This is a genomic window from Pseudoxanthomonas sp. GW835-FHT14C01 (assembly GCF_058793715.1).
Genome location: NZ_JBXAGB010000002.1, coordinates 1,179,348 through 1,203,667, shown reverse-complemented (window position 1 = coordinate 1,203,667; position 24,320 = coordinate 1,179,348). Strand labels below are relative to the sequence as shown.

Annotated in this window: 22 protein-coding genes; 10 read left to right on the top strand and 12 right to left on the bottom strand. The window is 66.6% G+C overall.

Annotated features, from left to right (window positions below; translation table 11 throughout):
* Positions 1 to 42: 42 nt before the first annotated feature.
* Positions 43 to 2,406 (bottom strand): DNA translocase FtsK, encoded by a 2,364-nt coding sequence (locus AC1Q5B_RS12470; protein ID WP_492631974.1) that lies wholly within the window; start codon positions 2,404 to 2,406, stop codon positions 43 to 45.
* A gap of 288 nt (positions 2,407 to 2,694) precedes the next feature.
* Between AC1Q5B_RS12470 and trxB the strand changes: the two genes are divergently transcribed.
* From trxB to AC1Q5B_RS12440, 6 genes are all read left to right on the top strand, one after another.
* Positions 2,695 to 3,648 (top strand): thioredoxin-disulfide reductase, encoded by a 954-nt coding sequence (gene trxB / locus AC1Q5B_RS12465; protein WP_492631973.1) that lies wholly within the window; start codon positions 2,695 to 2,697, stop codon positions 3,646 to 3,648.
* A 24-nt stretch (positions 3,649 to 3,672) separates the two neighbouring features.
* The gene (locus AC1Q5B_RS12460; protein ID WP_492631972.1) at positions 3,673 to 4,560 is read left to right on the top strand and encodes a metallophosphoesterase; all 888 of its coding nucleotides are present in this window, start codon (positions 3,673 to 3,675) and stop codon (positions 4,558 to 4,560) included.
* Positions 4,561 to 4,571: 11 nt separating this feature from the next.
* Positions 4,572 to 5,699: a GNAT family N-acetyltransferase gene (locus tag AC1Q5B_RS12455; RefSeq protein ID WP_492631971.1), complete on the top strand. Its 1,128-nt coding sequence runs from the start codon at positions 4,572 to 4,574 to the stop codon at positions 5,697 to 5,699.
* Between the two features lie 41 nt (positions 5,700 to 5,740).
* The gene (gene aat, locus AC1Q5B_RS12450; protein ID WP_492631970.1) at positions 5,741 to 6,487 is read left to right on the top strand and encodes a leucyl/phenylalanyl-tRNA--protein transferase; all 747 of its coding nucleotides are present in this window, start codon (positions 5,741 to 5,743) and stop codon (positions 6,485 to 6,487) included.
* An 86-nt stretch (positions 6,488 to 6,573) separates the two neighbouring features.
* Positions 6,574 to 6,792, top strand: coding sequence for a translation initiation factor IF-1 (gene infA / locus AC1Q5B_RS12445; protein ID WP_055943174.1), 219 nt, complete (start codon positions 6,574 to 6,576; stop codon positions 6,790 to 6,792).
* 185 nt (positions 6,793 to 6,977) lie between these two features.
* Complete coding sequence (locus tag AC1Q5B_RS12440) at positions 6,978 to 7,349, top strand: hypothetical protein (protein WP_492631969.1); 372 nt, start codon at positions 6,978 to 6,980, stop codon at positions 7,347 to 7,349.
* A gap of 65 nt (positions 7,350 to 7,414) precedes the next feature.
* On the opposite strand, the gene AC1Q5B_RS12435 is transcribed toward AC1Q5B_RS12440, so the two are convergent.
* The 3 genes from AC1Q5B_RS12435 to clpS form a co-directional block, all read right to left on the bottom strand.
* Positions 7,415 to 8,784, bottom strand: a protein-coding gene (locus tag AC1Q5B_RS12435) for an IS3 family transposase (RefSeq protein ID WP_492631968.1) whose coding sequence is annotated in 2 segments (ribosomal slippage) — positions 7,415 to 8,310 and positions 8,310 to 8,784 — 1,371 coding nt in all. Because the reading frame shifts where the segments join, the coding sequence is not laid out codon by codon here.
* 84 nt (positions 8,785 to 8,868) lie between these two features.
* Positions 8,869 to 11,151 (bottom strand): ATP-dependent Clp protease ATP-binding subunit ClpA, encoded by a 2,283-nt coding sequence (clpA, locus tag AC1Q5B_RS12430; RefSeq protein ID WP_492631967.1) that lies wholly within the window; start codon positions 11,149 to 11,151, stop codon positions 8,869 to 8,871.
* A gap of 151 nt (positions 11,152 to 11,302) precedes the next feature.
* Positions 11,303 to 11,623, bottom strand: a complete 321-nt coding sequence (gene clpS, locus AC1Q5B_RS12425) for an ATP-dependent Clp protease adapter ClpS (protein WP_492631966.1) — start codon at positions 11,621 to 11,623, stop codon at positions 11,303 to 11,305.
* Positions 11,624 to 11,713: 90 nt separating this feature from the next.
* Between clpS and AC1Q5B_RS12420 the strand changes: the two genes are divergently transcribed.
* From AC1Q5B_RS12420 to hflD, 4 genes are read left to right on the top strand one after another with little or no spacing between them, the layout of a single operon-like run.
* Positions 11,714 to 12,193, top strand: a complete 480-nt coding sequence (locus tag AC1Q5B_RS12420) for a hypothetical protein (RefSeq protein ID WP_492631965.1) — start codon at positions 11,714 to 11,716, stop codon at positions 12,191 to 12,193.
* A complete protein-coding gene (locus AC1Q5B_RS12415; RefSeq protein WP_492631964.1) occupies positions 12,194 to 12,655 on the top strand; it encodes an NUDIX hydrolase in 462 nt (153 codons plus the stop codon).
* Positions 12,652 to 13,770: a tRNA 2-thiouridine(34) synthase MnmA gene (mnmA, locus tag AC1Q5B_RS12410; RefSeq protein ID WP_492631963.1), complete on the top strand. Its 1,119-nt coding sequence runs from the start codon at positions 12,652 to 12,654 to the stop codon at positions 13,768 to 13,770. Before AC1Q5B_RS12415 ends, mnmA begins: the two co-directional genes overlap by 4 nt.
* On the top strand, positions 13,767 to 14,378 hold the full coding sequence (gene hflD / locus AC1Q5B_RS12405) for a high frequency lysogenization protein HflD (RefSeq protein ID WP_492631962.1): 612 nt from the start codon (positions 13,767 to 13,769) through the stop codon (positions 14,376 to 14,378). Before mnmA ends, hflD begins: the two co-directional genes overlap by 4 nt.
* On the opposite strand, the gene nadE is transcribed toward hflD, so the two are convergent.
* The 8 genes from nadE to acnB all read right to left on the bottom strand — a co-directional run bounded on the left by nadE (position 14,375) and on the right by acnB (position 24,280).
* Complete coding sequence (nadE, locus tag AC1Q5B_RS12400) at positions 14,375 to 15,346, bottom strand: NAD(+) synthase (protein ID WP_492631961.1); 972 nt, start codon at positions 15,344 to 15,346, stop codon at positions 14,375 to 14,377. The genes hflD and nadE overlap by 4 nt on opposite strands.
* Positions 15,343 to 15,630, bottom strand: a complete 288-nt coding sequence (locus tag AC1Q5B_RS12395; RefSeq protein WP_492631960.1) for an acyl carrier protein — start codon at positions 15,628 to 15,630, stop codon at positions 15,343 to 15,345. The genes nadE and AC1Q5B_RS12395 overlap by 4 nt, the downstream gene beginning before the upstream one ends.
* On the bottom strand, positions 15,630 to 17,150 hold the full coding sequence (locus AC1Q5B_RS12390; RefSeq protein WP_492631959.1) for a class I adenylate-forming enzyme family protein: 1,521 nt from the start codon (positions 17,148 to 17,150) through the stop codon (positions 15,630 to 15,632). The genes AC1Q5B_RS12395 and AC1Q5B_RS12390 overlap by 1 nt, the downstream gene beginning before the upstream one ends.
* On the bottom strand, positions 17,150 to 19,093 hold the full coding sequence (asnB, locus tag AC1Q5B_RS12385) for an asparagine synthase (glutamine-hydrolyzing) (RefSeq protein ID WP_492631958.1): 1,944 nt from the start codon (positions 19,091 to 19,093) through the stop codon (positions 17,150 to 17,152). The genes AC1Q5B_RS12390 and asnB overlap by 1 nt, the downstream gene beginning before the upstream one ends.
* 33 nt (positions 19,094 to 19,126) lie before the next feature.
* The gene (locus AC1Q5B_RS12380) at positions 19,127 to 20,272 is read right to left on the bottom strand and encodes a GNAT family N-acetyltransferase (protein ID WP_492631957.1); all 1,146 of its coding nucleotides are present in this window, start codon (positions 20,270 to 20,272) and stop codon (positions 19,127 to 19,129) included.
* Positions 20,265 to 20,516 carry an acyl carrier protein gene (locus AC1Q5B_RS12375; protein WP_492631956.1) on the bottom strand — a complete coding sequence of 84 codons (252 nt, stop codon included), beginning with the start codon at positions 20,514 to 20,516 and terminating at the stop codon, positions 20,265 to 20,267. The genes AC1Q5B_RS12380 and AC1Q5B_RS12375 overlap by 8 nt, the downstream gene beginning before the upstream one ends.
* On the bottom strand, positions 20,513 to 21,541 hold the full coding sequence (locus AC1Q5B_RS12370; RefSeq protein WP_492631955.1) for a ketoacyl-ACP synthase III: 1,029 nt from the start codon (positions 21,539 to 21,541) through the stop codon (positions 20,513 to 20,515). Before AC1Q5B_RS12370 ends, AC1Q5B_RS12375 begins: the two co-directional genes overlap by 4 nt.
* 147 nt (positions 21,542 to 21,688) lie before the next feature.
* Complete coding sequence (acnB, locus tag AC1Q5B_RS12365; protein ID WP_492631954.1) at positions 21,689 to 24,280, bottom strand: bifunctional aconitate hydratase 2/2-methylisocitrate dehydratase; 2,592 nt, start codon at positions 24,278 to 24,280, stop codon at positions 21,689 to 21,691.
* Between the last annotated feature and the right edge of the window lie 40 nt (positions 24,281 to 24,320).

The window sequence follows — 24,320 nt, the reverse complement described above, 5'->3', positions numbered from 1 at the left end:
ATCGCGACTGACGTCGCTCCCACAACGAGCCATCCACAAGCATCAGCGCGGCGGAGGTGACGCCAGCACCTGGCGATCGCCATTGTGCTCGGGCGGCGTCACCACGCCGGCGGCTTCCATGGCCTCGATCAGGCGTGCGGCGCGGTTGTAGCCGATCTTCAGGCGACGCTGCACGCCGGAAATCGAGGCGCGCCGGCTCTCGGTGACGATCTTCACCGCCTCGTCGTACAGCGGATCGGACTCGTCGCCGCCACCGCCACCCGACTCCGGCAGGCCGGTCGGACCCACGACGATGCCGTCGCCCATCGTCTGGATCTCCTCCAGCACACCCTCGATGTAGTCGGCACTGCCGCTGGCCTTGAGGTGTTCGACGACACGATGGACTTCCTCGTCACTGACGAAGGCGCCATGGATGCGCTCCGGCATGGCGGTGCCCGGCGGCAGGTACAGCATGTCGCCGTGGCCAAGCAGCGTTTCCGCGCCGGACTGGTCGAGGATGGTGCGCGAGTCGATCTTCGAGCTGACCTGGAACGCGATGCGGGTGGGAATGTTCGCCTTGATCAGGCCGGTGATGACGTCCACCGACGGACGCTGCGTGGCCAGGATCAGGTGGATGCCGGCGGCGCGCGCCTTCTGCGCCAGACGGGCGATCAGCTCCTCGACCTTCTTGCCGACGATCATCATCATGTCGGCGAATTCGTCGATGAAGATGACGATGAACGGCATCGGCTCCAGCGGACGCGGGGCTTCGGCCAGGTCCGGGTCGGGCTTGAACAGCGGGTCCATCAACGGCTGGCCCGCATCCTGCGCGTCCTTGACCTTCTTGTTGAAGCCGGCCAGGTTGCGCACGCCGACCGCGCTCATCAGCTTGTAGCGACGCTCCATTTCCGCCACGCACCAGCGCAGGCCGTTGGCGGCCTCCTTCATGTCGGTCACCACCGGCGCCAGCAGATGCGGGATGCCCTGGTAGACGCTGAGCTCCAGCATCTTCGGGTCGATCATCAGCATGCGCAGGTCTTTCGGCGACGCCTTGTACAGCAGGCTCAACACCATCGCGTTGACCGCCACCGACTTGCCCGAACCGGTGGTACCGGCGACCAGCAGGTGCGGCATGCGCGCCAGGTCGGCCACGGTGGGCCGGCCGGCGATGTCCTTGCCCAGCGCCAGCGTCAGCACGCTGCCGGACTTGTCGTATTCCTTCGAGCGCAACAGCTCGGACAGGAAGATCATCTCGCGGCTGGTGTTCGGGATTTCCAGCCCGATCACCGACTTGCCGGGGATCACGTCGACCACGCGCACCGACTTGACCGACAGGCCACGTGCGATGTCCTTGTCCAGCGAGCTGATCTGGCTGACCTTCACGCCAGGCGCAGGCTCCATTTCGAAACGCGTGATCACCGGGCCCGGATAGGCGCCGACTACCTGCGCATCGATGCGGAAATCCTTGAGCTTGAACTCGATCTGGCGCGACAACGTTTCGAGGGTTTCTTCCGAGTAGCCCTTGGTCTGCGGCTTGGGATCGTCCAGCAGCGACAGCGGCGGCAGGCCGGACTCGTCGCCGCCGGTGCCGTGGAACAGCGGGATCTGCTGCTCGCGCTTGGCGCGCTCGCTCTTTTCGACCACCGCCGGCGCGGGCGGCTCGATCTTGACCGGTTCGCGCTTGGCACGGGCGACGGCATCGGTCCTGCGGACGACCTCGCGTTCCTCGCGCATCGCGCGGGTCTGCTGCCATTCGTTGGCCTGCTGGCTACCGCGGCGGAACAGGTCGGGCAGCATCAGCACATACTTGCCGATGCGCTCCATCACCGCGAACCACGACAATCCCGTGGCCAGGGTCACCGAGGTCAGGAACAGCACCAGCAGGAACAGGTTGCCTCCCAACCCACCGAACAGCTTCAGCAGCGACTTGCCCACCAGCGTGCCCAGGATGCCGCCGGCACCGGCCGAGAAATGTTCGGCCGGCACGCCACGAAGGTGCAGCAGTCCGGTGGCCGAGATCAGGAAGCCCACCATGCCGATCAGGCGCAGCGCCGGCCCGAGGTCGGCCTCGCCATCGCCATCGGTGTCCATGCCGAACAACGCGATCCAGGCGACCGCACCCAGGATCAGCGGCAGCAGGAACGCCACATAGCCGAACAACCACAGCAGCATGTCGGCCAGATACGCGCCCGCCAGTCCGCCCATGTTGTGGACCGGCGCGGTCAGGCTCCCCGACTGCGACCAGCTGGGATCCTGCGGCGAAAACGTGAAGAGGCTCGCCAGCAGATACAGCAGCAACGGGGCGATGGCGATCAGCGCGAGATCGCGCCACAGACGCTGGCGGCGCGGATTCGGCGGCGACGCCTGCTTGCGCGCGGCCGCATTGCCACCCTTGGATTTGCCGTTGTCCGGGAGCTGCTTCGCCACCTTTGGACCAGACCTTAGGAAATTTCTGTTAGTGATTGATAGTAAACGAATCGTGGGCGCCGTAACAGCGGGGCTTTCAGGTCACGACAGACGAACGACGGAACCCGGATAGCAAAAACGCCGCGCGATCGCGCAGCGTCTTCATTCGATCGGTCCGGGCCCCGGGCTGCATCACCGCTTTCCATCTGCGCGCCTTGATTCGCCGGATACGCAACGCCACTCTATGCGCCTGCGGACGATGCGCGAACGCGTCGTTGCCTGCCCGATCACCCCTTTTCGCGAGTATACATGAGCACTTCGAAGCACTGCCGCCTGTTGATCCTGGGCTCCGGCCCCGCCGGCTGGACCGCGGCCGTCTACGCCGCCCGCGCCAACCTGAAGCCCGTCGTGGTCACCGGCCTGCAGCAGGGCGGTCAGCTGATGACCACCACCGAAGTGGACAACTGGCCGGGCGACGCCCACGGCCTGATGGGCCCGGACCTGATGGCGCGCATGCAGGCGCACGCGGAACGGTTCGAGACTGAGGTGATCTTCGACCATGTCCATACCGCCGACCTGTCCAAGCGCCCGTTCAAGCTGATCGGCGACAGCGGCGAATACACCGCCGACGCACTGATCATCGCGACCGGTGCGACCGCGAAGTACCTGGGCCTGCCCTCCGAGGAAGCCTTCAAGGGCCGGGGCGTGTCCGCCTGCGCCACCTGCGACGGCTTCTTCTACCGTGACCAGGACGTGGCCGTGATCGGCGGCGGCAACACGGCCGTGGAGGAGGCGCTGTACCTGTCGAACATCGCCCGCAAGGTCTACCTGGTGCATCGCCGCGACACCCTGCGCGCCGAGAAGATCATGCAGGACAAGCTGTTCGCCAAGATCCAGGCCGGCAAGATCGAGCCGGTGTGGCATCACACCGTCGACGAGGTGCTGGGCAACGATGCCGGCGTCACCGGCATCCGGGTGAAGTCGGTGCAGGACGGCAGCACGCGCGATATCGACGTGCACGGCTTCTTCGTCGCCATCGGCCATACCCCGAACACAGGCCTGTTCGAAGGCCAGCTGGACATGAGCAACGGCTACCTGAAGATCCGCTCCGGCATCGAAGGCAATGCCACGGCGACGACCATTCCGGGCGTGTTTGCCGCAGGCGACGTGACCGACCAGCACTACCGCCAGGCCATCACCTCGGCCGGTTTCGGCTGCATGGCCGCACTGGACGCCGAGCGCTTCCTCGACAAGGACGCCTGATCCCGACGCAGGCACGGCCCGGGGATGGACAAACTGCTGATCAAGCAGTGCCTGTTCTACGCCAGTTGGCTGGTCTGGCCCTTCATGGCCTGGCTGGTGTGGCGGCTGCGGGAGCGCCGCGGCCGCTGGCTGGTGGCGCTGATGCTGATGGGTTGCCTGCTGTTCGCGTGGTCGCGTTTCATCGAACCGCAGCGCATCCGGGTGCAGGAAACGGTGCTCGCCGGCACGCGCGCTCATGCGCGGCTGGTGCTGATCAGCGATATCCATTTGGGTGTGTACAAGGACACGGCCTATCTGCGGCGACTGGTCGACAGGATCAATACGCTGCAGGCCGACGCCGTGGTGATCGCGGGCGACTTCACCTACGAACCCCAAGGCCAGTCGCTGCAGGCATTGTTCGCGCCTCTGGCAGACCTTCGCCAGCCGGCGTACGCCGTGCTCGGCAACCATGACCAGCAGGCGCCCGGCCCCGACATCGATGCGGAACTGCGCGTGGCGCTGGTGAAGCATCGTGTCAAGGTGATCGAAGGCGATGTGGTGGCCCTGCGCGGATTCCGCCTGGCAGGCCTCGGCGACCGCTGGGCCAACAAGGACGATCCCGCGTTCCTCGACGCCGTTGCACCGCCTGCCCCCACCCTCGTGCTCGCCCACAATCCGGACAGCGCAATCGATCTGGATCCGGCCACGACGACGCTGGTGCTGGCCGGCCATACGCATGGCGGCCAGATCCGCATTCCCTCGCTGTATCGGCATGCGATCCCGAGCCGATACGGCTTCGATCGCGGGGAACAGTTCCTGCCTACGCCGCAAGGTCGTGTGCGCGTCTACACGACCGTCGGCACGGGTGAAGTGGGCCTGCCGATGCGCCTGTTCAATCCACCCACCATCGACGTGCTGGACCTGCGACCGTAGCATCGGTGCCGATGGCCGACGTCCGCTTCCTCTCCTCGCTCGCCGTCGTGCCTGCCCCGGCATGGGACGCACTGCACGACGGAGGCAACCCGTTCGTTTCCCACGCGTTCCTCCATGGCCTGGAAGCGAACGGCTGCCTGCGGGAGGAATGGGGCTGGACGCCGCATCACGCCACCCTGTGGGCCGGAGAACGCCTGATCGCGGCAGCGCCGGGATATCTGAAGGACAACTCGCACGGTGAATTCGTCTTCGACCACGCCTGGGCGCATGCCTACGCGCAGCACGGGCTGGACTACTACCCCAAGTGGCTCGGCGGTGTGCCGTACTCGCCGGTCACCGGGCCGCGCCTGCTGGCTGGGGATGCCGATAGCCGTTCGGCCCTGCTGGATGCGATACGGGAGGAAGCGGCACGGCGCGATCTTTCCTCCGCGCACGTCAACTTCCCCACGCCAGCCGAGGACACCGCGTTTCCCGACGCATGGCTGCCACGCATCGATGTGCAGTACCACTGGCGCAATCCGGGGCATTGGCGCGACTTCGATGGCTTCCTGGCCGATTTCGACCACAAGCACCGCAAGAACATCCGACAGGAACGCGCGAAGGTGCAGCGCGCCGGAGTGACCTTCCGCGTCGTCCATGGTGATGAGGCGAGTGAGGCCGACCTGCAGGCGATGTTCGGCTTCTATCTTCGGACGTTCCACGACTACGGGAACTCGCCGGCGCTGACGCTCGCCTTCCTGCAGCACCTCGCTCGCGCCATGCCATGCACCCTGGTGATGTTCCTGGCGGACCACGACGGCCGCACGGTCGCAGGCGCGCTGTGCCTGCGGGGCGCCGGCACGCTGTACGGCCGCTACTGGGGCGCCACGTCGAGCATTCCCGGACTGCACTTCGAAACCTGCTACTACCAGGGCATCGACTACTGCCTGCGCGAGGGCCTTACGGTGTTCGAACCCGGCGCCCAGGGCGAGCACAAGATCGCCCGCGGTTTCCTGCCGACGTTCGTGCATTCGCGGCACTGGATCGCGCATCCCGATTTCTCCGCCGCCCTCGCCCGCTGGTGCGCGGAGGAAGCGCGGGCGGTGCGCCGCTACGCCGGGACGCTGCGGGCGCACACGCCATTCAAGCATCGCGACTGAGCCCGGCGCCGGCCCAGGCATTGCCCGAATACAATCGAGGCATGCGCCAACGGCCGTTCGTCCTGTCTTCCGACCCCCACGCGCCGTTCCCGCCTGCGGAGAGCGCCATGCGCGACCCCGATGGCCTGCTGGCGATCGGCGGCGACCTGTCCTTGCCGCGCCTGCTCAACGCGTACCGCCATGGGATCTTCCCGTGGTTCTCGCCGGGCCAACCGCCGCTGTGGTGGTCGCCGGATCCGCGCATGGTGTTCCGCACCGATGGTGTACGCCTGTCCTCACGCTTCCGTCGCGGGCTCCGGCGAAGCGGATGGCAGATCCGCGCGGACACCTGCTTCGAGCAGGTGATCAGCGCCTGTGCCCAAGCACCGCGGCCGGGGCAGCACGGCACCTGGATCACCTCGGGCATGCGCCAGGCCTACATCGATCTGCACCGGCAGGGGCAGGCCCATTCGGTGGAGGTATTCGACGGTGACATCCTCGTGGGCGGGATCTATGGCGTGGCGATCGGTCGGATGTTCTTCGGCGAGAGCATGTTCAGTGGCCGGTCCGGAGGCTCCAAGATCGCCCTCGCCGCCCTGGCGTCGCGTCTGCGCGACTGGGGCTGGCCGCTGATCGACGCGCAGGTGGAGAACGACCACCTCCACGCTCTGGGTGGGCGTCTGATGCCGCGCGACGCGTTCCTCGAACAGGTGACCGGCCTGGTGGACCAGCCTGCACAGGAAGGCACGTGGACCGAACGGTTCGGTCTGCTTTCCGCCACAGCCCTGTCGCAAGCCTCGGTCCCGTAACGGAATTTTTGCACTTGCGGCACTGGTGGCGTACAATGCCCGGCTTCATGGCTCAGGCCATCCCCTCGCGGCACATACAGGTTTACATGTCGAAAGACGACTCCATCGAATTCGAAGGCACCGTTGCAGAAACGCTGCCCAACACCATGTTCCGGGTCAAACTGGAGAACGGGCACGAAATCATCGCCCACATCTCCGGCCGCATGCGCAAGAACTACATCCGCATCCTGACCGGCGACAAGGTGAAGGTCGAAATGACCCCCTACGACCTCACCAAGGGTCGAATCACCTATCGCATGAAGTAATCTTCATAAGTAATTGATCGAAAAGCGGCCATTGGCCGCTTTTCGCGTTTCTGGAAGGCCGACCGTTCATGACCAAAGACACCCGGTCGGTCGTCATGCGGACTTCAGGCAGATTCCCTGTGTCAGTGGCGCCTTCAGCATGGCGCCGCGTCCACTCCCGGACGCGGACACAGAAGAGAGCCGCCATGAACTCCCGTCGCCTTACCCCCTTTCTGCTCGCGCTGGCCTTGGCCATCGCCACCCCCACCGCTGCGTTTGCCGGAGAAGCCGTCACCGATTGCATCGACCTGGGCAACGACCAGGAGGTCGTGCGGGCAGCGGGTGGTCAGCAGTTCTTCCTTCGCAACGGCAGCGACCACTATCGCGTCGCTTTCCAGCACAGTTGCGACTCGATCATGATCACGCCCCGTATCGACATCAGCACACAAGGCCAGGCCAATCGCCTGTGCGCGACCGACACTCGCGTGAAGACCGCACGCGACACCTGCCGGGTGGCGTCGGTGGAGACCATCACGGCCGAGGAATTCGCCAAGCGGAAAAAACGCGCGGCGCGCTGACGCCACGCAACGAAAAGGCGGCCACGTTGAACTGACCCCCCAATGTTGGACGGTCGGTTTGTAGCTTACGCTGCCAAGGGCTGGGTTCGGTACTGCACCGGGCTCAGCCCTTTTAGTTTCAGCATGATGCGATCGTGGTTGTAGTAGTGGATGTAGTCGGCCACCTCTTTGCGCAGCTGCTCCACGCTGGTGAACTGCTTCAGGTAGAACAGCTCAGACTTGAGGGTCGCGAAGAAGCTCTCCATGGCGGCGTTATCCAGGCAGTTGCCCTTACGGGACATGCTTTGGGTGACCTGATGTTCGTCGAGCTGCCGCCGGAAGGCGCTCATCTGATACTGCCAGCCCTGATCCGAGTGAAGCACCAGCGGCCGGCGTGATCGCCTTCTCGCCCATGCCTTATCCAGCATGGTGCGGACCATCTTGAAGGACGGCTGGACATCGAGCTGGAAGGCCACAATTTCCCTGTTGTAGAGGTCCATGACCGGCGACAGGTACAGCTTCTCGCCATTGACCTTGAACTCGGTCACGTCGGTCACCCACTTCTGCTCTGGCTCATCGGCCTTGAAGCGCCGTTCCAGGACGTTCGGCGCCACTTCCCCGACCTCGCCCCTGTAAGACCTGTACCGTTTTGGCCTGACCAGTGACTTGAGGCCCATGGCCTGCATGAGTCGCTGAACAAGCTTGTGGTTGATGGCCTCGCCGAGCTGGCGCCGCAGGGCCGCGGTGATGCGGCGATACCCGTACCGTCCTTTGTGGCGGTCGTAGAGCGCCTGGATGGCTGCTTTAAGGCTGGCATGTCGATCCCCCAGCGCCAGTACCTTGGCCTGGTAGTAGAAGGTGCTACGGGCCAAGCCGCTGATGGCCAGCAAGTCCGGCAGAGCATGCTGCTGCCTCAGTTCAAGCACTATCCGCGCTTTGTCGGCGGGGTCGTGGACTTCTTCGCTTGAACCAAGGCATCGAGTTTTTTTAGGTACGCCACCTCCGCACGCAGGTACGCGTTCTCCTTGAGCAATTCCTCATGGGTCGCAACCCGGCCTGGAATTGACGCTGGTGGCACGGGTGGAGGTTCCGGCTTCGGCATGGCTGGCGGGCGGCCCTTGGGGCGAGGCTTCAGCGCCTCGATACCCCCTTCATTGTACTGGCGCTCCCAAGTCGCAACGCCCGTCTTGTTCCGAACTCCGAATAGCGCCTGCGTCTGCCCGTAGGAGAGATCTTCGCGCCACATATGCTCCAGAACCCGGAGCTTGAACTCAGCAGTGTAATGACGGTGTTGCCGATCAAGCCCCGCCTGGCCCTCTTGGCGGAAATGAGCAACCCAAACCTCTACCAACTTCTTGTGAAGTCCAAATCGGGCAGCGATCACCTTGAAGCCGGCAGATCCCTGCAGATAGGCGTCCACCACCTCTCGTTTAAAAGACGGACTGTACTTGGCCATGAAAAACCTCCGAAGGCTGGATGGGTGTCCAACTTCCGGGGGTCAGTTCAACGTGGCCGCCTTTTCGTTTCCACGCCCGTTCGATCAGGACACGGTAGCGGGAAGCAGCCGTTCCGGCTCCGCCTGCGTGTCGACAACCAGTTCGCCGTCCCGCACATCGATGCTGACGCGGCCGCCGTTGACCAGCTTGCCGAACAACAGCTCGTCGGCCAGGGGACGCTTCACCTTGTCCTGGATCAGGCGGGCCATCGGACGGGCACCCATCAGCGGATCGAAGCCATGCTGGGCCAGCCAATCGCGCGCCGATGGCGTGGCCGACAGGCTGACATGCTTTTCCTGCAGCAGCATCTCCAGTTCGATGACGAACTTGTCCACCACCCGCAGGATATGGTCGAAGCCCAACCCCTGGAACTGGACGATGGCGTCCAGGCGGTTGCGGAACTCCGGCGTGAAGCTGCGGCGGATCACTTCCATCGCGTCGGTCGAATGATCCTGCTGCATGAAGCCGATCGTCCGGCGCGACGCCTGCGCCGCGCCGGCATTGGTCGTCATCACCAGGATGACGTTCTTGAAGTTCGCCTCGCGGCCGTTGGTATCGGTCAGCACGCCGCGGTCCATGACCTGGAGCAGGATGTTGAAGATGTCCGGGTGCGCCTTCTCCACTTCGTCCAGCAACAGCACGCAGTGCGGCGTCTTGACGATCTTTTCGGTCAGCAGGCCACCCTGGTCGAAACCGACATAGCCCGGAGGCGCGCCGATCAGGCGACTGACCGAGTGCGGCTCCATGTATTCGGACATGTCGAAGCGCACCAGTTCGATGCCCAGTTGCAGCGCCAGTTGCTTGGTCACCTCGGTCTTGCCGACGCCGGTGGGGCCGGCGAACAGGAAGTTGCCGATCGGCTTTTCGGGATTGGCCAGACCGCTACGCGCCAGCTTGATCGACGACGCCAGCGTCTCGATGGCGGGATCCTGCCCGAAGATGACCATCTTCAGGTTGCGCTCCAGGTGCTGCAGCACGTCCTTGTCGGACGAGGACACCTGTTTGGCCGGGATGCGCGCCATCTTGGCGACGATGGTCTCGATCTCCTCGACGTCGATGAGTTCCTTGCGCGTTTCCATCGGCAGCAGACGCTGGCGTGCGCCGGCCTCGTCGATGACGTCGATGGCCTTGTCCGGCAGCAGGCGGTCGCCGATGTGTTTCACCGACAGGTCCACCGCCGCCTGCAGGGCGTCGTCGGCGTAGGTCACGCCATGGTGCGACTCGTACTTGGGCTTCAGGCCCTGCAGGATCTCGTAGGTCTCGCCCACGGTCGGCTCGACGATGTCGATCTTCTGGAAGCGGCGCGCCAGCGCACGGTCCTTTTCGAAGATGCCACGGTACTCCTGGAACGTGGTGGAACCGATGCAGCGCAGCTCGCCCGACGCCAGCGCCGGCTTGATCAGGTTCGAAGCGTCCATCGTGCCGCCGCTGGCGGAGCCCGCGCCGATGATGGTGTGGATCTCGTCGACGAACAGGATGGCGCCGGGGATCTTCTTGATAGCCGCCAGCACGCCCTTCAGGCGCTTCTCGAAATCGCCACGGTACTTGGTGCCGGCCACCAGCGCGCCGAGATCGAGCGAGTAGATGACGGCGTCCAGCAGGACGTCCGGCACGTCGCCTTCGACGACGCGCTTGGCCAGGCCCTCGGCGAGGGCGGTCTTGCCCACGCCGGCTTCGCCGACATAGAGCGGGTTGTTCTTGCGACGACGGCACAGGACCTGGATGGTCCGCTCGATCTCGTCGCCACGACCCACCAGCGGGTCGATCCGCCCCTGGCGTGCCATGTCGTTCAGGTTGCTGGCGAATTCGGTCAGGGCATCGCCCTTGCCTTCGCCGTCCGCACCCTCGGCCTTGCCCTCGCCCTCCGGCTGACCGCCGGCCTCGTTCTCCTCTCCCTGCCTGGCGATGCCGTGGGACAGGTAGTTGACGATGTCGAGGCGGGTGACGTCCTGCTGGTTGAGGAAGTAGACCGCGTGCGAGTCCTTCTCGCCGAAGATCGCCACCAGCACGTTGGCGCCGGTGACTTCCTTCTTGCCGGAGGACTGCACGTGGTAGACCGCGCGCTGCAGCACGCGCTGGAAACCGAGCGTCGGCTGGGTGTCGCGTCCATCGTCCTCCGCCAGGCGCGATACCGAGGCCTCGATCGCCTGTTCCAGATCGGCGCGCAGGCGATTGGCGTCAGCGCCCGTCGCCTTCAGGACGGCCTGCGCCGACGGGTTTTCGAGGAGCGCGAGCAGCAGGTGCTCGACGGTCATGAATTCGTGCCGAGCTTCACGGGCGCGCTTGTAGCACTGGCCGATGGTCTGCTCGAGATCTTTGCTGAACATGGTTGCCTCCGGGGCCTATGCCGACAATATGCGGCTTGGCGGGCGGTTTTCCATCACCCTACCGGATTTCAGTGTTCAGGGATCGTTGCCTTGTGCCGCGCGGCGGTGCCCCCACACCGTATCCGACCCGGCCTGCCCTCGCCGGTCCCCGTCAGGATTTCTCCATCGTGCACAGCAGGGGATGCTGGTTCATACGGGAAAACTCGTTGACCTGGGCCACCTTGGATTCGGCCACCTCGCGGGTGTACACGCCGCAGACGCCGCGGCCGCGCGTATGCACGTGCAGCATCACCTGGGTGGCCTTTTCCAGGTCCATGGCGAAGAACTGCTGCAGCACGGTCACCACGAAATCCATCGGGGTGTAGTCGTCGTTGAGCAGCAGGACCTGGTACAGGGGCGGAGGAGCGACCTCGGGCCGGCCGGTCTCCACCATCAGACCGTGGTCGCGTTCGTTTTCGTTCTTGCGGGACATGCGCCAATTATAGGCGCCAGCCGCCATCGACCGCATGGACGCCATGCGTGACCCCGGCCACAATGCGCCATCCCAACCCGCGAGCCGCCCATGAAGCCGATGCCGTCCCGATTGCCTGCCGTCCTCCTGTGCGCTGCCGCCCTCGCCTCGCCTGCGCTCGCCGCCGACGCGTCCGTGGACGCCCGCCTGAAGGCACGCGGCGTACAGTTCGAGGTGGACGAAGACGGCGATTACAAGGTCACGTATTCGTACCAGAAGGAAAACCGTACGCAGCTGGTCTTCGTGTCCGGCCGCACCGAGCAGGTCAACGGCATCACGGTTCGCGAGGTCTTCTCGCCCGCCGGCCGCGTCGCCGCGGACAAGATCGACGGCGCCAAGGCGCTGGCGCTGCTGTCGGACAGCCGGACCAAGAAGATCGGTGGCTGGGAGATTTCCGGTGACGTCCTCTACTTCGTCATCAAGCTGCCCGACAGCGTGGATGCCGCGGGCCTGGAGGCGGCCATGGACATCGCGTCGGAAACCGCCGACAACAAGGAGATCGAACTCTCCGGCGACAAGGACGAGCTGTAAGTGAGCTACCGCGAGGGACGCTTCTGGCAGCCGGACGTCACCGTGGCCACGGTGGTGGTGCGTGATGGCCGGCTGCTGATGGTGGAGGAACGCGCCCAGGGCCGCCTGGTGTTAAACCAGCCGGCCGGCCACCTGGAGCCCGACGAAAGCCTGCTGGAAGCCGCCCGCCGCGAGGCGCTGGAGGAAACCGGCTGGGAGGTCGCACCGACCGCCTTCATCGGCGCCTACCAGTGGAAGGCAGAGACAGGACGCCATTACCTGCGTTTCGCTTTTGCGGCGGATCCGGTCCGCCACCTGCCCGAAAGGCCCCTCGACGACGGCATCGTGCAGGCGCTGTGGTTGACGCCCGCCGAACTGCAGGCGCAGTCCGACCGCCATCGCAGTCCGCTGGTCTGGCAGGTGGTGCAGGACTACCTGGCGGGTCGCCGTTCGCCGTTGTCGACGCTGCAGCAGATCCCGTGAGGACGCCACGCGTCATCGTCGGCGTGTCCGGTGGCGTGGACTCGTCGGTCGCCGCCCTGCAGCTGGTGCAGCACGGCGAACCGGTCGCCGGACTCTTCATGCAGAACTGGGCCGACGATGGCAGCGGCGACTGCCGGGCCGAAGACGACCGCCGCGATGCGGTCGCGGTCTGCGGGCGCCTGGGCATTCCCTTCCACTTCCGCGATTTTTCCAGCGAGTACTGGCAGGACGTGTTCGAGCACTTCCTCGCCGAGTACGCCGCCGGACGCACGCCCAATCCCGACGTGCTGTGCAACCGCGAGGTCAAGTTCAAGCATTTCCTCGATGCGGCCCGGGAGCTGGGTGCCGAGAAGATCGCGACCGGCCACTACGCGCGCGTCGACCAGGCGGGTGGCCGCTGGCGCCTGCTGCGCGGCGTCGACCGCGGCAAGGACCAGAGCTACTTCCTGCACCAGTTGGGCCAGGCGCAGCTGTCGGCCACGCTGTTCCCCATCGGCAACCTGCAGAAGACCGACCTTCGGCGCATCGCGCGCGAGGCCGGCCTGCAGACGCACGACAAGAAGGATTCCACCGGCATCTGCTTCATCGGCGAGCGCGATTTCCGCGAATTCCTCGGCCGCTACCTGCCGGCCAAGAAGGGCGAGATGCGCGATCCGCAAGGCACGGTGATCGGCGATCACCCGGGCGTGTTCTATTTCACCCTGGGCCAGCGCGAAGGCCTGCAGATCGGTGGCGTACGCGGTCGCCCGCAGGCGCCTTGGTACGTCGTCGGCAAGGACGTCGCCAGCAACGTGCTGTACGTCGACCAGGACACGCAGAGCCCTTACCTGATGTCCTCGCGGCTGTGGACGGAAAACGCGCACTGGGTGGCCGGCAGTCCGCCCGCTGGCCGCTTCACCTGCACCGCACAGACGCGCTATCGCCAGCCCGACGAGGACTGCGAGGTGGAGGTGCAGGACGATGGCAGCGTGGCGGTGCGGTTCCCGCACCCCCAGCGCGCCGTCACGCCAGGCCAGTCGCTGGTCCTCTACGCTGGCGACGAATGCCTGGGAGGCGCCGTCATCGCACGGACGGACGCCCCTCTTGAAATGAAACTCGCGGAGCAAGCAGCTTGAGCAATCGATATTCCGACCGTGTCCTGGCCCTCGCCGGCCTGGCGCAGGCCCTGCACCAGGTCCGCCGCATCGCCGAGACCGGGCAATCCGAGGGCGCCGCCGTGCAGGCCGTGCTGGACAGTGTCTTCCGCATCGACGCGGCGACGCCGATGGCGGTGTACGGCCGCGCGGGCGATATCGCTCCGGGCCTGCGCGTACTGCGCGGCCATCTTGCGAAGGAAGCGCAGGACGACGGCCTTTCCCGCCTGGCGATGGCCGTACTGCAGCTCGAGCGCCGGTTCGTGCGGGAAGAAGACACCGTGCACGCCGTCACCCGCGGCCTGGAAGACATCGCACCGCGCGCCGAGCAGAATGGCAGTGCGCATCCCGACGTGTTGTCCGCGCTCGGCGGCCTGTATGCCGACACCATCAGCCACCTGCTCCCGCGTGTGATGGTCCAGGGCAATCCGCACTATCTCGGCCAGCCGGGCGTGGTGGCGGAGATCCGCGCCATCCTGCTCGCGGCCGTGCGTGCGGCCGTACTGTGGCGCCAGCTCGGCGGCACGATGTGGGACTTCGTCTTCGGCCGCCGGCAGATGCTGGAAGCCGTGGACGACTGGCTGCCCTAGCCCGCGTCGTCGGACAGGCGCAGCGGCGCAGCGTGCAGGTAGGCGGCCTGCCGGCGCTTGGCCACGATGTCGCGATAGACCGACGCCGCCCGCGCCTCGTCCACACCCAGCACGGGCGCCAGCTGCGCCGCGGGTACGTCGTGTTCGAACGCCCATAGCGCCAGGTCCATCTGCGCATGGGGCAGCGCGAAGTAGAACTCGTCCTGGCCCTGCGGCAGGCTGTAGGTGTCGGTGGTGGGCGTGGTCGAGCAGATGGCGTCGGGCAGGCCCAGATGCCGCGCCATCGCGTAGACCTGCGTCTTGAACAGGTGCGCGATCGGCTTCAGGTCGGCCGAACCATCGCCGTTCTTGACGAAGAATCCCTGGTCGTACTCCAGCCGGTTGGGCGTTCCCACCACCGCGTAGTTCAAGCGGTCGGCGTGGAAGTACTCCATCGTCTTGCGCAGGCGCTGCTTGTGGTTGGTGGCCGCGACGATCCGCAGGTAGGGGCCGGATGGCAGGCGCGCGTCGTGGCGTTCGCCGTCGGGGGATTCGGCGATCAGGCGATAGAAATTGATGCCGCCGTCCAGTCCGCCCTGCAGCACGATCTTGTTCTTCCAGCCGGGACCGTAGTCGGGGAACACTTCCCGGATCGCCGCATCCTGTTCGGCGTAGCAGCCGATGGCCTGCAGGGCCGGCGCGATATCGTGCAGGACCACCTCGATACCGAGGTGCGCGGCGAGTTGGCGGCCGAGATCGCTCGACCGTGAACTGGAGTCGCGCTCCGGCAGCAGCAGGCCGAACACCCGCTCCGGCCCTACCGCGCGTACCGCGAGGGCGGCGCATACGGAACTGTCGATGCCGCCGGACATGGCCACCACCAGTCCGCGCCGCCGCATCCCGCGCAGGGCATCGCGCGTCCAGCCGGCGATGCGCTCGGCCTCCGCTTCCAGATCGAGCGCCAGCACGTCCGGGCCGAACGCGCTCATGCGGCGGCCTTGCGCAGCACATAAGCGGCGACGGCATCGAGGGAATCCAGGTTCTCCGGGACCATCTCGGTGTCCTCCACCTTGATGGCGTAGGTTTCCTCGATGAACTGGACCAGTTCCAGAAAGCCCGTGGAATCCAGCATCTGCGTATCCATGAACGAGGTGTCGTCCGCGTAGTCCCCGTCGGCCCCCATCAGGAAGTAGTCGTCGATATAGCCTCGCACCGTCGACTTGATCGTCGTGGCGTCGATGGCGTGGGCGGAGGTATCGGCGGCGTTCGCCATCAGGGGAGTCCTTTGCGGGTGGGTTTGCCATTGTCAGTACGTGGCAAGTCGTCGATGAAGGCCACGTGGCGCGGCGCCATGTGGTTTTCCAGATGCGCGAGGCAATGCCGGACGACATCGCGCTCGGACAGCGTTGCGCCCGGCTGCAGCACGATCCAGGCCTTCACGGCCTGGCCCAGCAGCGCGTCCGGCACACCCGAGACCAGGCATTCACGCACGCCCGGCAGCCGAGCGATGGCCGCTTCCACTTCGACGGGGCTGACCTTCTCGCCGCGCGTCTTGATGATGTCGTCCTTGCGTGCCAGAAAGTAAAGCCAGCCGTCCTCGTCGCTGCGGAAGAGGTCGCCGGTGCGGAACGCAGGCGGGTGCCCCACGCCGACCTCGACGAATTTTTCGGCGGTCAGGTCGGGGGCTTCCCAGTAGCCCTGCATCACATGCGCGCCCTGGACCACCAGTTCGCCCGTGCCACCCCATGGAACGCGGGCGCCGTCGTCGTCGATCAGCCAGCAGTCCTGGCCCGCCATCCCGCGGCCGATGCTGCCGGGGCGGCGTTCGCGCTCGGCCGACGGCAGGTAGCTGATGCGCGTGCACTCGGTCTGGCCGTACATGACCACCAGCTCGGCGCCCGGCAGGCGCGCGCATATCTGCTGCTGCAACGCCGGCGGCATCGGCGCCGAGGCACTCGTCAGCAGCCGTAACGACGAAAGGTCCCAAGGCGAGAGATCGTTCAGGCCGGCGATCATCGCGTATATCGTGGGAACGGCAGGAAACACCGTCGCCCGTTCCCGGGACGCGATCTCCAGCGACTTGGCGGGAAAGGCGAACGAACGGTCCAGTACCAGCGTGGCACCGGCATCGAAGGCCAGCAGGCACTGGCCAAGGCCGTAGCTGAAGCTCAGCGGCAACGCGCTGAAGATCACGTCGTCCGCGCGCAATGCGAGGTAGGACGCGATGGTGCGCACGACCGTGGACAGGTTGCGATGGCTCAGCATCACGCCCTTGGGCGTGCCCGTGGTGCCGGACGTGTGGCAGATGAAGGCCAGTGCGTCGTCGTCCATGGCCGCGTCCGCCACACCGTCGTCGTCGAGCGGATGCGCTGGCCAGGGATGTTCGCCCTCGCTCCGCCAGTCGGGGTCGGTGACCAGCACCTGCCAGTCGTTTGCCGACGCGTTGCGCGCCGCCTGCCACACCCGCGCCAGGGATGGCTGCGAAATCAGTAGGCCGGCCCTGGTACTGCCGAGCATGCCGGCGAGCTTGTCGGCCTTGGTCTGCGGATTGAATGGCAGGCTGACGGCGCCCAGCCGCAGGATGGCCCACAGCGACGCCACCATCTCGACGCTGTTGTCGAGCAGCAGTCCCACCCGGTCGCCCGGCGCGACGCCGAGGCGTCGCAGGCCACTCGCCACACGTCGACTCAGCGCATCCAGATGCGCGTAATCCAGGCGCTGGTCGCCGCACACCAGCGCCAGGCGATGGGGACTCCGTCGCACCGTATCGGCGAACATCGCGTGCAGGAGCATCACGCCACCTGCCCGGCGTTTCGGTCGAGGAACCGTTCCTGCAGCACCAGCAGCGACAGCACGCCGACGAACGCCATGTTGTCGGGATAACCGATGGCACGGCCCGTCCTGCACTTCTCGACCAGATGGCCGACCGCGCGCGCATCGAACAGGCCGCTCGCGGCGAGGCGCTCCGGTGCCAGCATCTCGGCGACCCACGGTCGCAGCTGTCCGCCGGCGAAGAAGCACTGGCTGTCGGGCGCACGGTAGGGCTGCTTGTGACGTCCGGTAATGGCGGCCGGCAGCTCATCGCGCATCGCGCGCTTCAGCACCCGCTTCTCGCGCAGGCCACGCAGCTTGACGGTGGGAGGCAGCCGGTTGGCGAATTCGATCACGCGATGGTCGAGGAAGGGATAGCGCCCCTCGATCGACCGCGCCATCGCCATCCGGTCGCCCTGCGCCGCCAGCAGGTAGCCGGGCAACAGCGTATTGGCCTCCACGTACTGGTCGCGATCGAGCCCCGCCCATCCGTCCATCGGCGACAGCTGCGCGGCGAGCGACTGCAGGGGATCGACGGATTCGACCCGTTCGCGAATGTCGGGATGCAGGAACCGCAGCACGCGTCGCGTGCTCCTCAGGCGGGCGGCGTGGGCGAATCCCGGCGAAGCGGGGTCGCCGCCTTCGGCGAAGAAGTGCGTCGCGAACCCGGGCGACCGCACCGGCGAGTGCGCGAGATACGGATAGAGCCGCTCGAGGATCCGGCCACGCCAGCGGCTACCGGGATGGCGCGCCATGAAGCGACGTACCTGGGCCTCCTTGAACAGGTCGTAGCCGGCGAACACCTCATCCGCGCCCTCGCCGGTCAGCACGACCTTGTAGCGGTTGTCGCGGACATGCCCCGCGAGCAGCAGCATCGGCACGGGCGCCGTGCGCACCAGCGGCATCTCCGCATGCCACACCGCTTCGCGGAACGCCGCGGCGATATCGTCCTGGCCGACCGCCACCTCGCTGTGCCGCGTGCCCAGTGTCTGCGCCATCAGTCGCTGGAAAGGACGCTCGTCGAATTCCGCGTCCTCGAACGCCAGCGAGAACGTGCGAAGGTCGGCCTCGGAGTGGCGCAGTGCGAGCGCGGCGATGGCCGAAGAGTCCAGCCCCCCGCTGAGGTAGGCCCCGACCGGTACGTCCGCACGCAGTTGCAGGCGCACCGCATCCACCAGCAGCGCGTGCAGCTCTTCCGCAAAGGCGTCCTCATCGCCTGCGGTCGCGAACGGATCCGCATGCGGCTGCCACTGCCAGTACGGCGCGATGCGTGGCAGCAACCGCGGTTCGCGCAGGTCCACCACCATCCGATGACCGGGCGGAAGTTGCCGGACGCCTTCGAACGCCGTGCGCCCGCCGAGCGGACTCCAGAAGCCGAACACCTCGCCGAGCGCCCCGATGTCCAGCGCCAGCGGCATCCCGGCCGCCTTCAATGCCTTGATCTCGGAACCGAACACCAGCCGCTGGCCGTCGCAGTGGTAATACAGCGGCCGGATGCCGATGCGGTCGCGCACCAGCATCAGGCGTTGCCGCCGCACGTCGTGCAACACGATGGCGAACTGCCCATTGAGATGATCGGCGAAATCGTCGCCGTATCGCGCGTACAGATGCAGGATGACTTCGGTGTCCGAGGTCGTGGCGAACACATGCCCCTGCCGCGACAGCTGCGCGCGCAGTTCGACATGGTTGAAGATCTCGCCATTGAAGACCAGCTGCAGCCCGCCATCGGCGCTGCCCATCGGCTGCCAGCCGCCTTCAAGATCGACGATGGAAAGCCGCGCATGCGCCAGGCCCACGCTGCCGTCGACACGAACGCGACTGCCGTCCGGACCCCGGTGGCGCAACGCGGCGATCATGGCCTCCAGTCGCGTCACCTCGGGCGGCGGCGAACCTGCCGGCAACGCGATGCCGGCTAGACCGCACATGCGCGCCGCTCCCTGCCCGAGCGCCGGTGGCGGTCAGTAGATGCCGTCACTGTCGAAACTCAGGTCGGTGATCTGCCAGCGGCCCTGGCCGCCATTCCCGGGCAGCGGCAACGCCGAATGCACGCCCACCACCAGCAGCGGCGACGATCGGGCGAGGAAGCCGAGTTCCTTCAGCACGGGCGCTGCCTGTCCGTCGAGGACGGTGGTGAAGACGCGGCTGCAGCGGTCGGCGCGCGCGAGCCTGACGACATGTTGCAGGAGCGCGGTCAGTGCGGGGCCGGCGGCATCCGGAGCGACTTTCCAGTCCAGCACATGCATGCCGGTCTTGCCCGTGCCGTCGGCGGCGATGTTTCGCACGGCCATGTAGCCGACACAGGCCTGGCCCTGATGAGCGACCAGCAGGCGATAGCGTGCGCGCGGATTGTCGAACAGCCGCCATTGCAGGTGCGCCGGCGTCGGCAGTACGCAGGCGGTCTGTGGCGACAGGCGGGCGCGCAGCGCTTCGATGTCCTGCGCGGGGACGTGCGGGACTTCCGTGACCTCGATGCCGGCATGCCTCCTGCGCTGTGCGGTGCGATGCACCAGCGACCATCCTGCATCCAGCACCGGCGCTCCCATGCGGGCGAACACACCGCCCATGCCGCGCTGCCGCAGCATCGCGGCGCTGTCCAGCGGCAGCACGCGATAGCTGCGCTGGGGCAGCGGCACGAACATCCGCTTCACCAGGCCCAGCGAGTGCGGATTCGCGCCCACCGCCAGCGTCGCTTCCGCGAGCCCCAGCATGCGCTGGTTGAGCCAGACGCCGCCGCCACCGCCTTCGAGTTCCGGCAGCAGTTGGATGTCCATCAGGAACTGGCCGTCCAGGACCTGGCCACCGTAGTGGATCGGCTGGCATTCGCGACCCACCGCGGCGAGCACCTTCTCCTCGGTGCGCAACAGCCACAGCTGCCCCGGCGCCGGCTCACCGATCGCGTCGAGTCCGTAACGCCAGCGCAGGTACGCCGCATCGTCCCAGCCCTTGCGCCGGCGGAACGCCAGCAGCGCCGGCAGATCCTCGAGCGTGGCCGGACGGAACGAGGACATCAGTCGCTCGGGCGACCAACCCAGGCTGCGCGCGAACATGCGCGTGGTGGTCGACAACGGCGGGAACGTGGGGCGCGGCGCCCGGCCGTCACTCATCCATGACCCCATGACGGCGCAGATACGCGAACAGATCGGACACCACCTGCATGCTGCGCGACTCTTCGGCATCGAGCTGCAGACCGAAACGCTCGTCCAGCTCGGCCATCAGCATCAGCGCGCCCATCGAATCCCAGCCGTCGATATCGTCGCGCCGCATGGATGGGGTGAGCGGCGAGGTTTCGGAGAAGGCATCGCCCATCATCGCCAGCACCTCCTGTTCGCTCATGCGTGGCGCACTCATGCCGCCTCCCCCGCCTCGCCCAGCACGCCATGCAGCATGGGCGTTCCGGCGCGTATCGGCAGCAGGGCCGAACCCCACGACAGCCCGACGCCGTAGCCCAGCAGCATCACGGTGTTGTCGCGTGCGGTGTCCAGGGTGCGGGTCAGGGTGACGGCCACCGAAGGGCCGCCGCAGTTGGCGGTGTCTTCGATCGTCATCGGCACCCGCGACGCGTCCAGGCCGCACTTCTTCGCCAGGTGCTTCATGATGAACCGGTTGGATTGATGGAAGACGTACTGGTCCACGTCCTCGACGCGCTTTCCGGACAGCGCCAGCGTGTCCGCCACCAGCGGCGGCACCCGCTTGATGGTGAAGTTGAAGATGCCCGCACCGTCCATTTCCAACGCCAGGTGGCGCGGATCGGCGGGATGGCGGTCGCGGAAAGCGCCGCCACGGATGATCAGTCCTTCCCTCCCGCTGCCATCGGTATGCAGGCAGAAGGCCGCCTCGTCGTCGCCCGCCTCGAGCGCCGTGGCCGAACCGGCATCGCCGAACAGCAGCGTGGTGGCATGGTCGTCGGGGTCGGTGAAGCGACTGGGCGTCTCGCCGTGCAGCATGAGGATGCGCTGGTGCCCGCCCGCCTTCAGCATGCTGGCGGCCACGTACAGTCCATAGGGATAGCCGGAGCAGCCCAGCCCCAGGTCGAAGGCGGCGCAGGTATCCGGCAAACCAAGCCACGCGTGCATCACGCACGCCGTCGAGGGAAGGAAGTAATCCGGCGACTGGGTGACGAACACGAGCCCGGTGACGGATTCCCGCGCCCATCCCAGGCGGTCCAGCAATCGCTCCGCCGCGTCGCGGCACAGGTCCGCTGCAGTGTTGCCCTCGTCCACCACGTGGCGCTGGCGGACGCCGGCCATGGAGACGACCTTGCGGACCTCGTCCGTACCGTAGCGCTCCCCCTCGGCAAGATTGTCGATCCGGCGGCCCGGCACGCACGTGCTCACGCCCGCGATGCGGATACCCGGGATACGTGCCTGCGCCACTCGCTGCCCCCTGCTCGGCCGTACGGCACGATGCCGCACGCCTCCTGTTTCCGCGAATAACGCTTTATGTGAGATCAACCGGACGGCATCGGGCGCAAAAAAAGGCCCGGCACTGGGCCGGGCCTTCCTGCACCTCGCCTGCCGGGATCAGGCCGCGACGGTCTTCGCCACGTCCTGGTACTCCTCGATCTGGTCGAAGTTCATGTAGCGGTAGATCTCGGCGCCCTTCTCGTTGATCACGCCGATATCGGCCATGTATTCGGCCTTGGACGGGATCTTGCCCAGGCGCGAGCAGATGGCGGCCAGCTCGGCCGAACCCAGGAACACGTTGGAATTGCGGCCCAGGCGGTTCGGGAAGTTGCGGGTCGAGGTGGAGAACACCGTCGCACCCTCGCGCACCTGCGCCTGGTTCCCCATGCACAGCGAGCAGCCCGGCATTTCCATGCGCGCGCCGGCGGTACCGAACGTACCGTAGTGGCCTTCCTTGGTCAGCTCGGACGCGTCCATCTTGGTCGGCGGCGCGACCCACAGGCGGGTCGGGATGTCGCGCTTGCCTTCCAGCAGCTTGGCGGCCGCACGGAAGTGGCCGATGTTGGTCATGCACGAACCGATGAAGACCTCGTCGATCTTGGTGCCGGCTACGTCGGACAGCGTCTTCACGTCGTCCGGATCGTTCGGGCACGCCAGCAGCGGCTCGTGCACCTCGGCCAGGTCGATCTCGATGACGGCGGCGTACTCGGCGTCGGCATCCGGCTCCAGCAGCTGCGGATCGGCCAGCCACTCCTCCATCTTCTTGATGCGACGGGACAGCGAACGGGCGTCGGCATAGCCTTCGGCGATCATCCACTTCAGCAGCGTGATGTTGCTGGTGAGGTACTCGATGATCGGTTCCTTGTTCAGGCGCACCGTGCAGCCGGCGGCCGAACGTTCGGCCGAGGCGTCGGAAAGCTCGAACGCCTGTTCCACCTTCAGATCCGGCAGGCCCTCGATCTCGAGGATGCGGCCGGAGAAGATGTTCTTCTTGCCCTGCTTGGCGACCGTCAGCAGGCCGGCCTTGATGGCGTAGTACGGGATGGCGTTGACCAGGTCACGCAGGGTGACGCCGGGTTGCATCTCGCCCTTGAAGCGCACCAGCACCGACTCCGGCATGTCCAGCGGCATCACGCCGGTGGCCGCGGCGAACGCGACCAAGCCCGAGCCCGCCGGGAACGAAATGCCGACCGGGAAACGCGTGTGCGAATCGCCGCCGGTGCCGACGGTGTCGGGCATCAGCATGCGGTTGAGCCAGCTGTGGATCACGCCGTCGCCGGGGCGCAGCGAGATGCCGCCACGGGTGGAGATGAACTCGGGCAGCGTGTGGTGCGTCTTGACGTCGACCGGCTTCGGGTACGCCGCGGTGTGGCAGAACGACTGCATCACCAGGTCGGCGGAGAAGCCCAGGCACGCCAGGTCCTTCAGCTCGTCGCGGGTCATCGGGCCGGTGGTGTCCTGCGAGCCGACCGAGGTCATCTTCGGTTCGCAATACGCGCCCGGACGCACGCCCTGGCCTTCCGGCAGGCCGCAGGCGCGGCCGACCATCTTCTGCGCCAGCGAGAAGCCCTTGCCGCTGTCGGCCGGCTGCTGCGGCTGGCGGAACAGGTCCGTCGCCGGCAGCTTCAGCGCTTCGCGCGCCTTCGCGGTCAGGCCGCGGCCGATGATCAGCGGGATGCGGCCACCGGCGCGCACTTCGTCGAACAGCACGTCGGACTTCACCTGGAACTCGGTGATCACCTCGCCGTTCTTCAGCGCCTTGCCGTCGTAGGGACGCAGTTCCACCACGTCGCCGTGGTTCATCTGCGACACGTCGAGCTCGATAGGCAGCGCGCCGGCGTCTTCCATCGTGTTGTAGAAGATCGGGGCGATCTTGCTGCCCAGGCAGACGCCGCCGAAGCGCTTGTTCGGAATGAACGGGATGTCCTCGCCGGTGAACCACAGCACGCTGTTGGTCGCCGACTTGCGCGAGGAGCCGGTGCCGACCACGTCGCCGACGTAGGCCACGAGATGCCCCTTGTCCTTCAGCGACAGGATTTCCTGGATCGGGCCGCGCTTGCCGTCTTCTTCCGGCACGAACGGCGCGTCGGGACGCTTGTTCTTCAGCATCGCCAGCGCGTGCAGCGGGATGTCCGGGCGCGTGGTCGCGTCCGGCGCCGGCGACAGGTCGTCGGTATTGGTTTCGCCCGGCACCTTGAACACGGTGACGGTCAGGCTCTGCGGCACTTCCGGCTTGCTGGTGAACCACTCGGCATCGGCCCAGCTCTGCAGCACGGCCTGCGCGTGGGCGTTGCCGGCCTCGGCCTTTTCCTGCACGTCATGGAAGCTGTCGAACATCAGCAGCGTGTGCTTCAGCCCTTCGGCGGCGGTGGCGCCCAGGTCGGCGCTGTCGAGCAGTTCGATCAGCGGATGGATGTTGTAGCCGCCCAGCATGGTGCCCAGCAGTTCGGTGGCGCGCTTCGGGGACAACAGCGCGGTCTTCTCGGTGCCGAACGCGACGGCGGCCAGGTAGGACGCCTTGACCTTGGCGGCGTCGTCCACGCCGGCCGGCACGCGATGCGTGATGAGGTCGACCAGGAACGCTTCCTCGCCGGCCGGCGGGTTCTTCAGCAGCTCGATGACCTCGGCCGTCTGCTGGGCCGACAACGGCAGCGGCGGGATGCCCAGCGCGGCGCGCTCGGCTACGTGGTGGCGATAGGCTTCCAACATGGGTGGCTCCGGTCGTTCGGTGGTGCGGTGGAATGGGAAA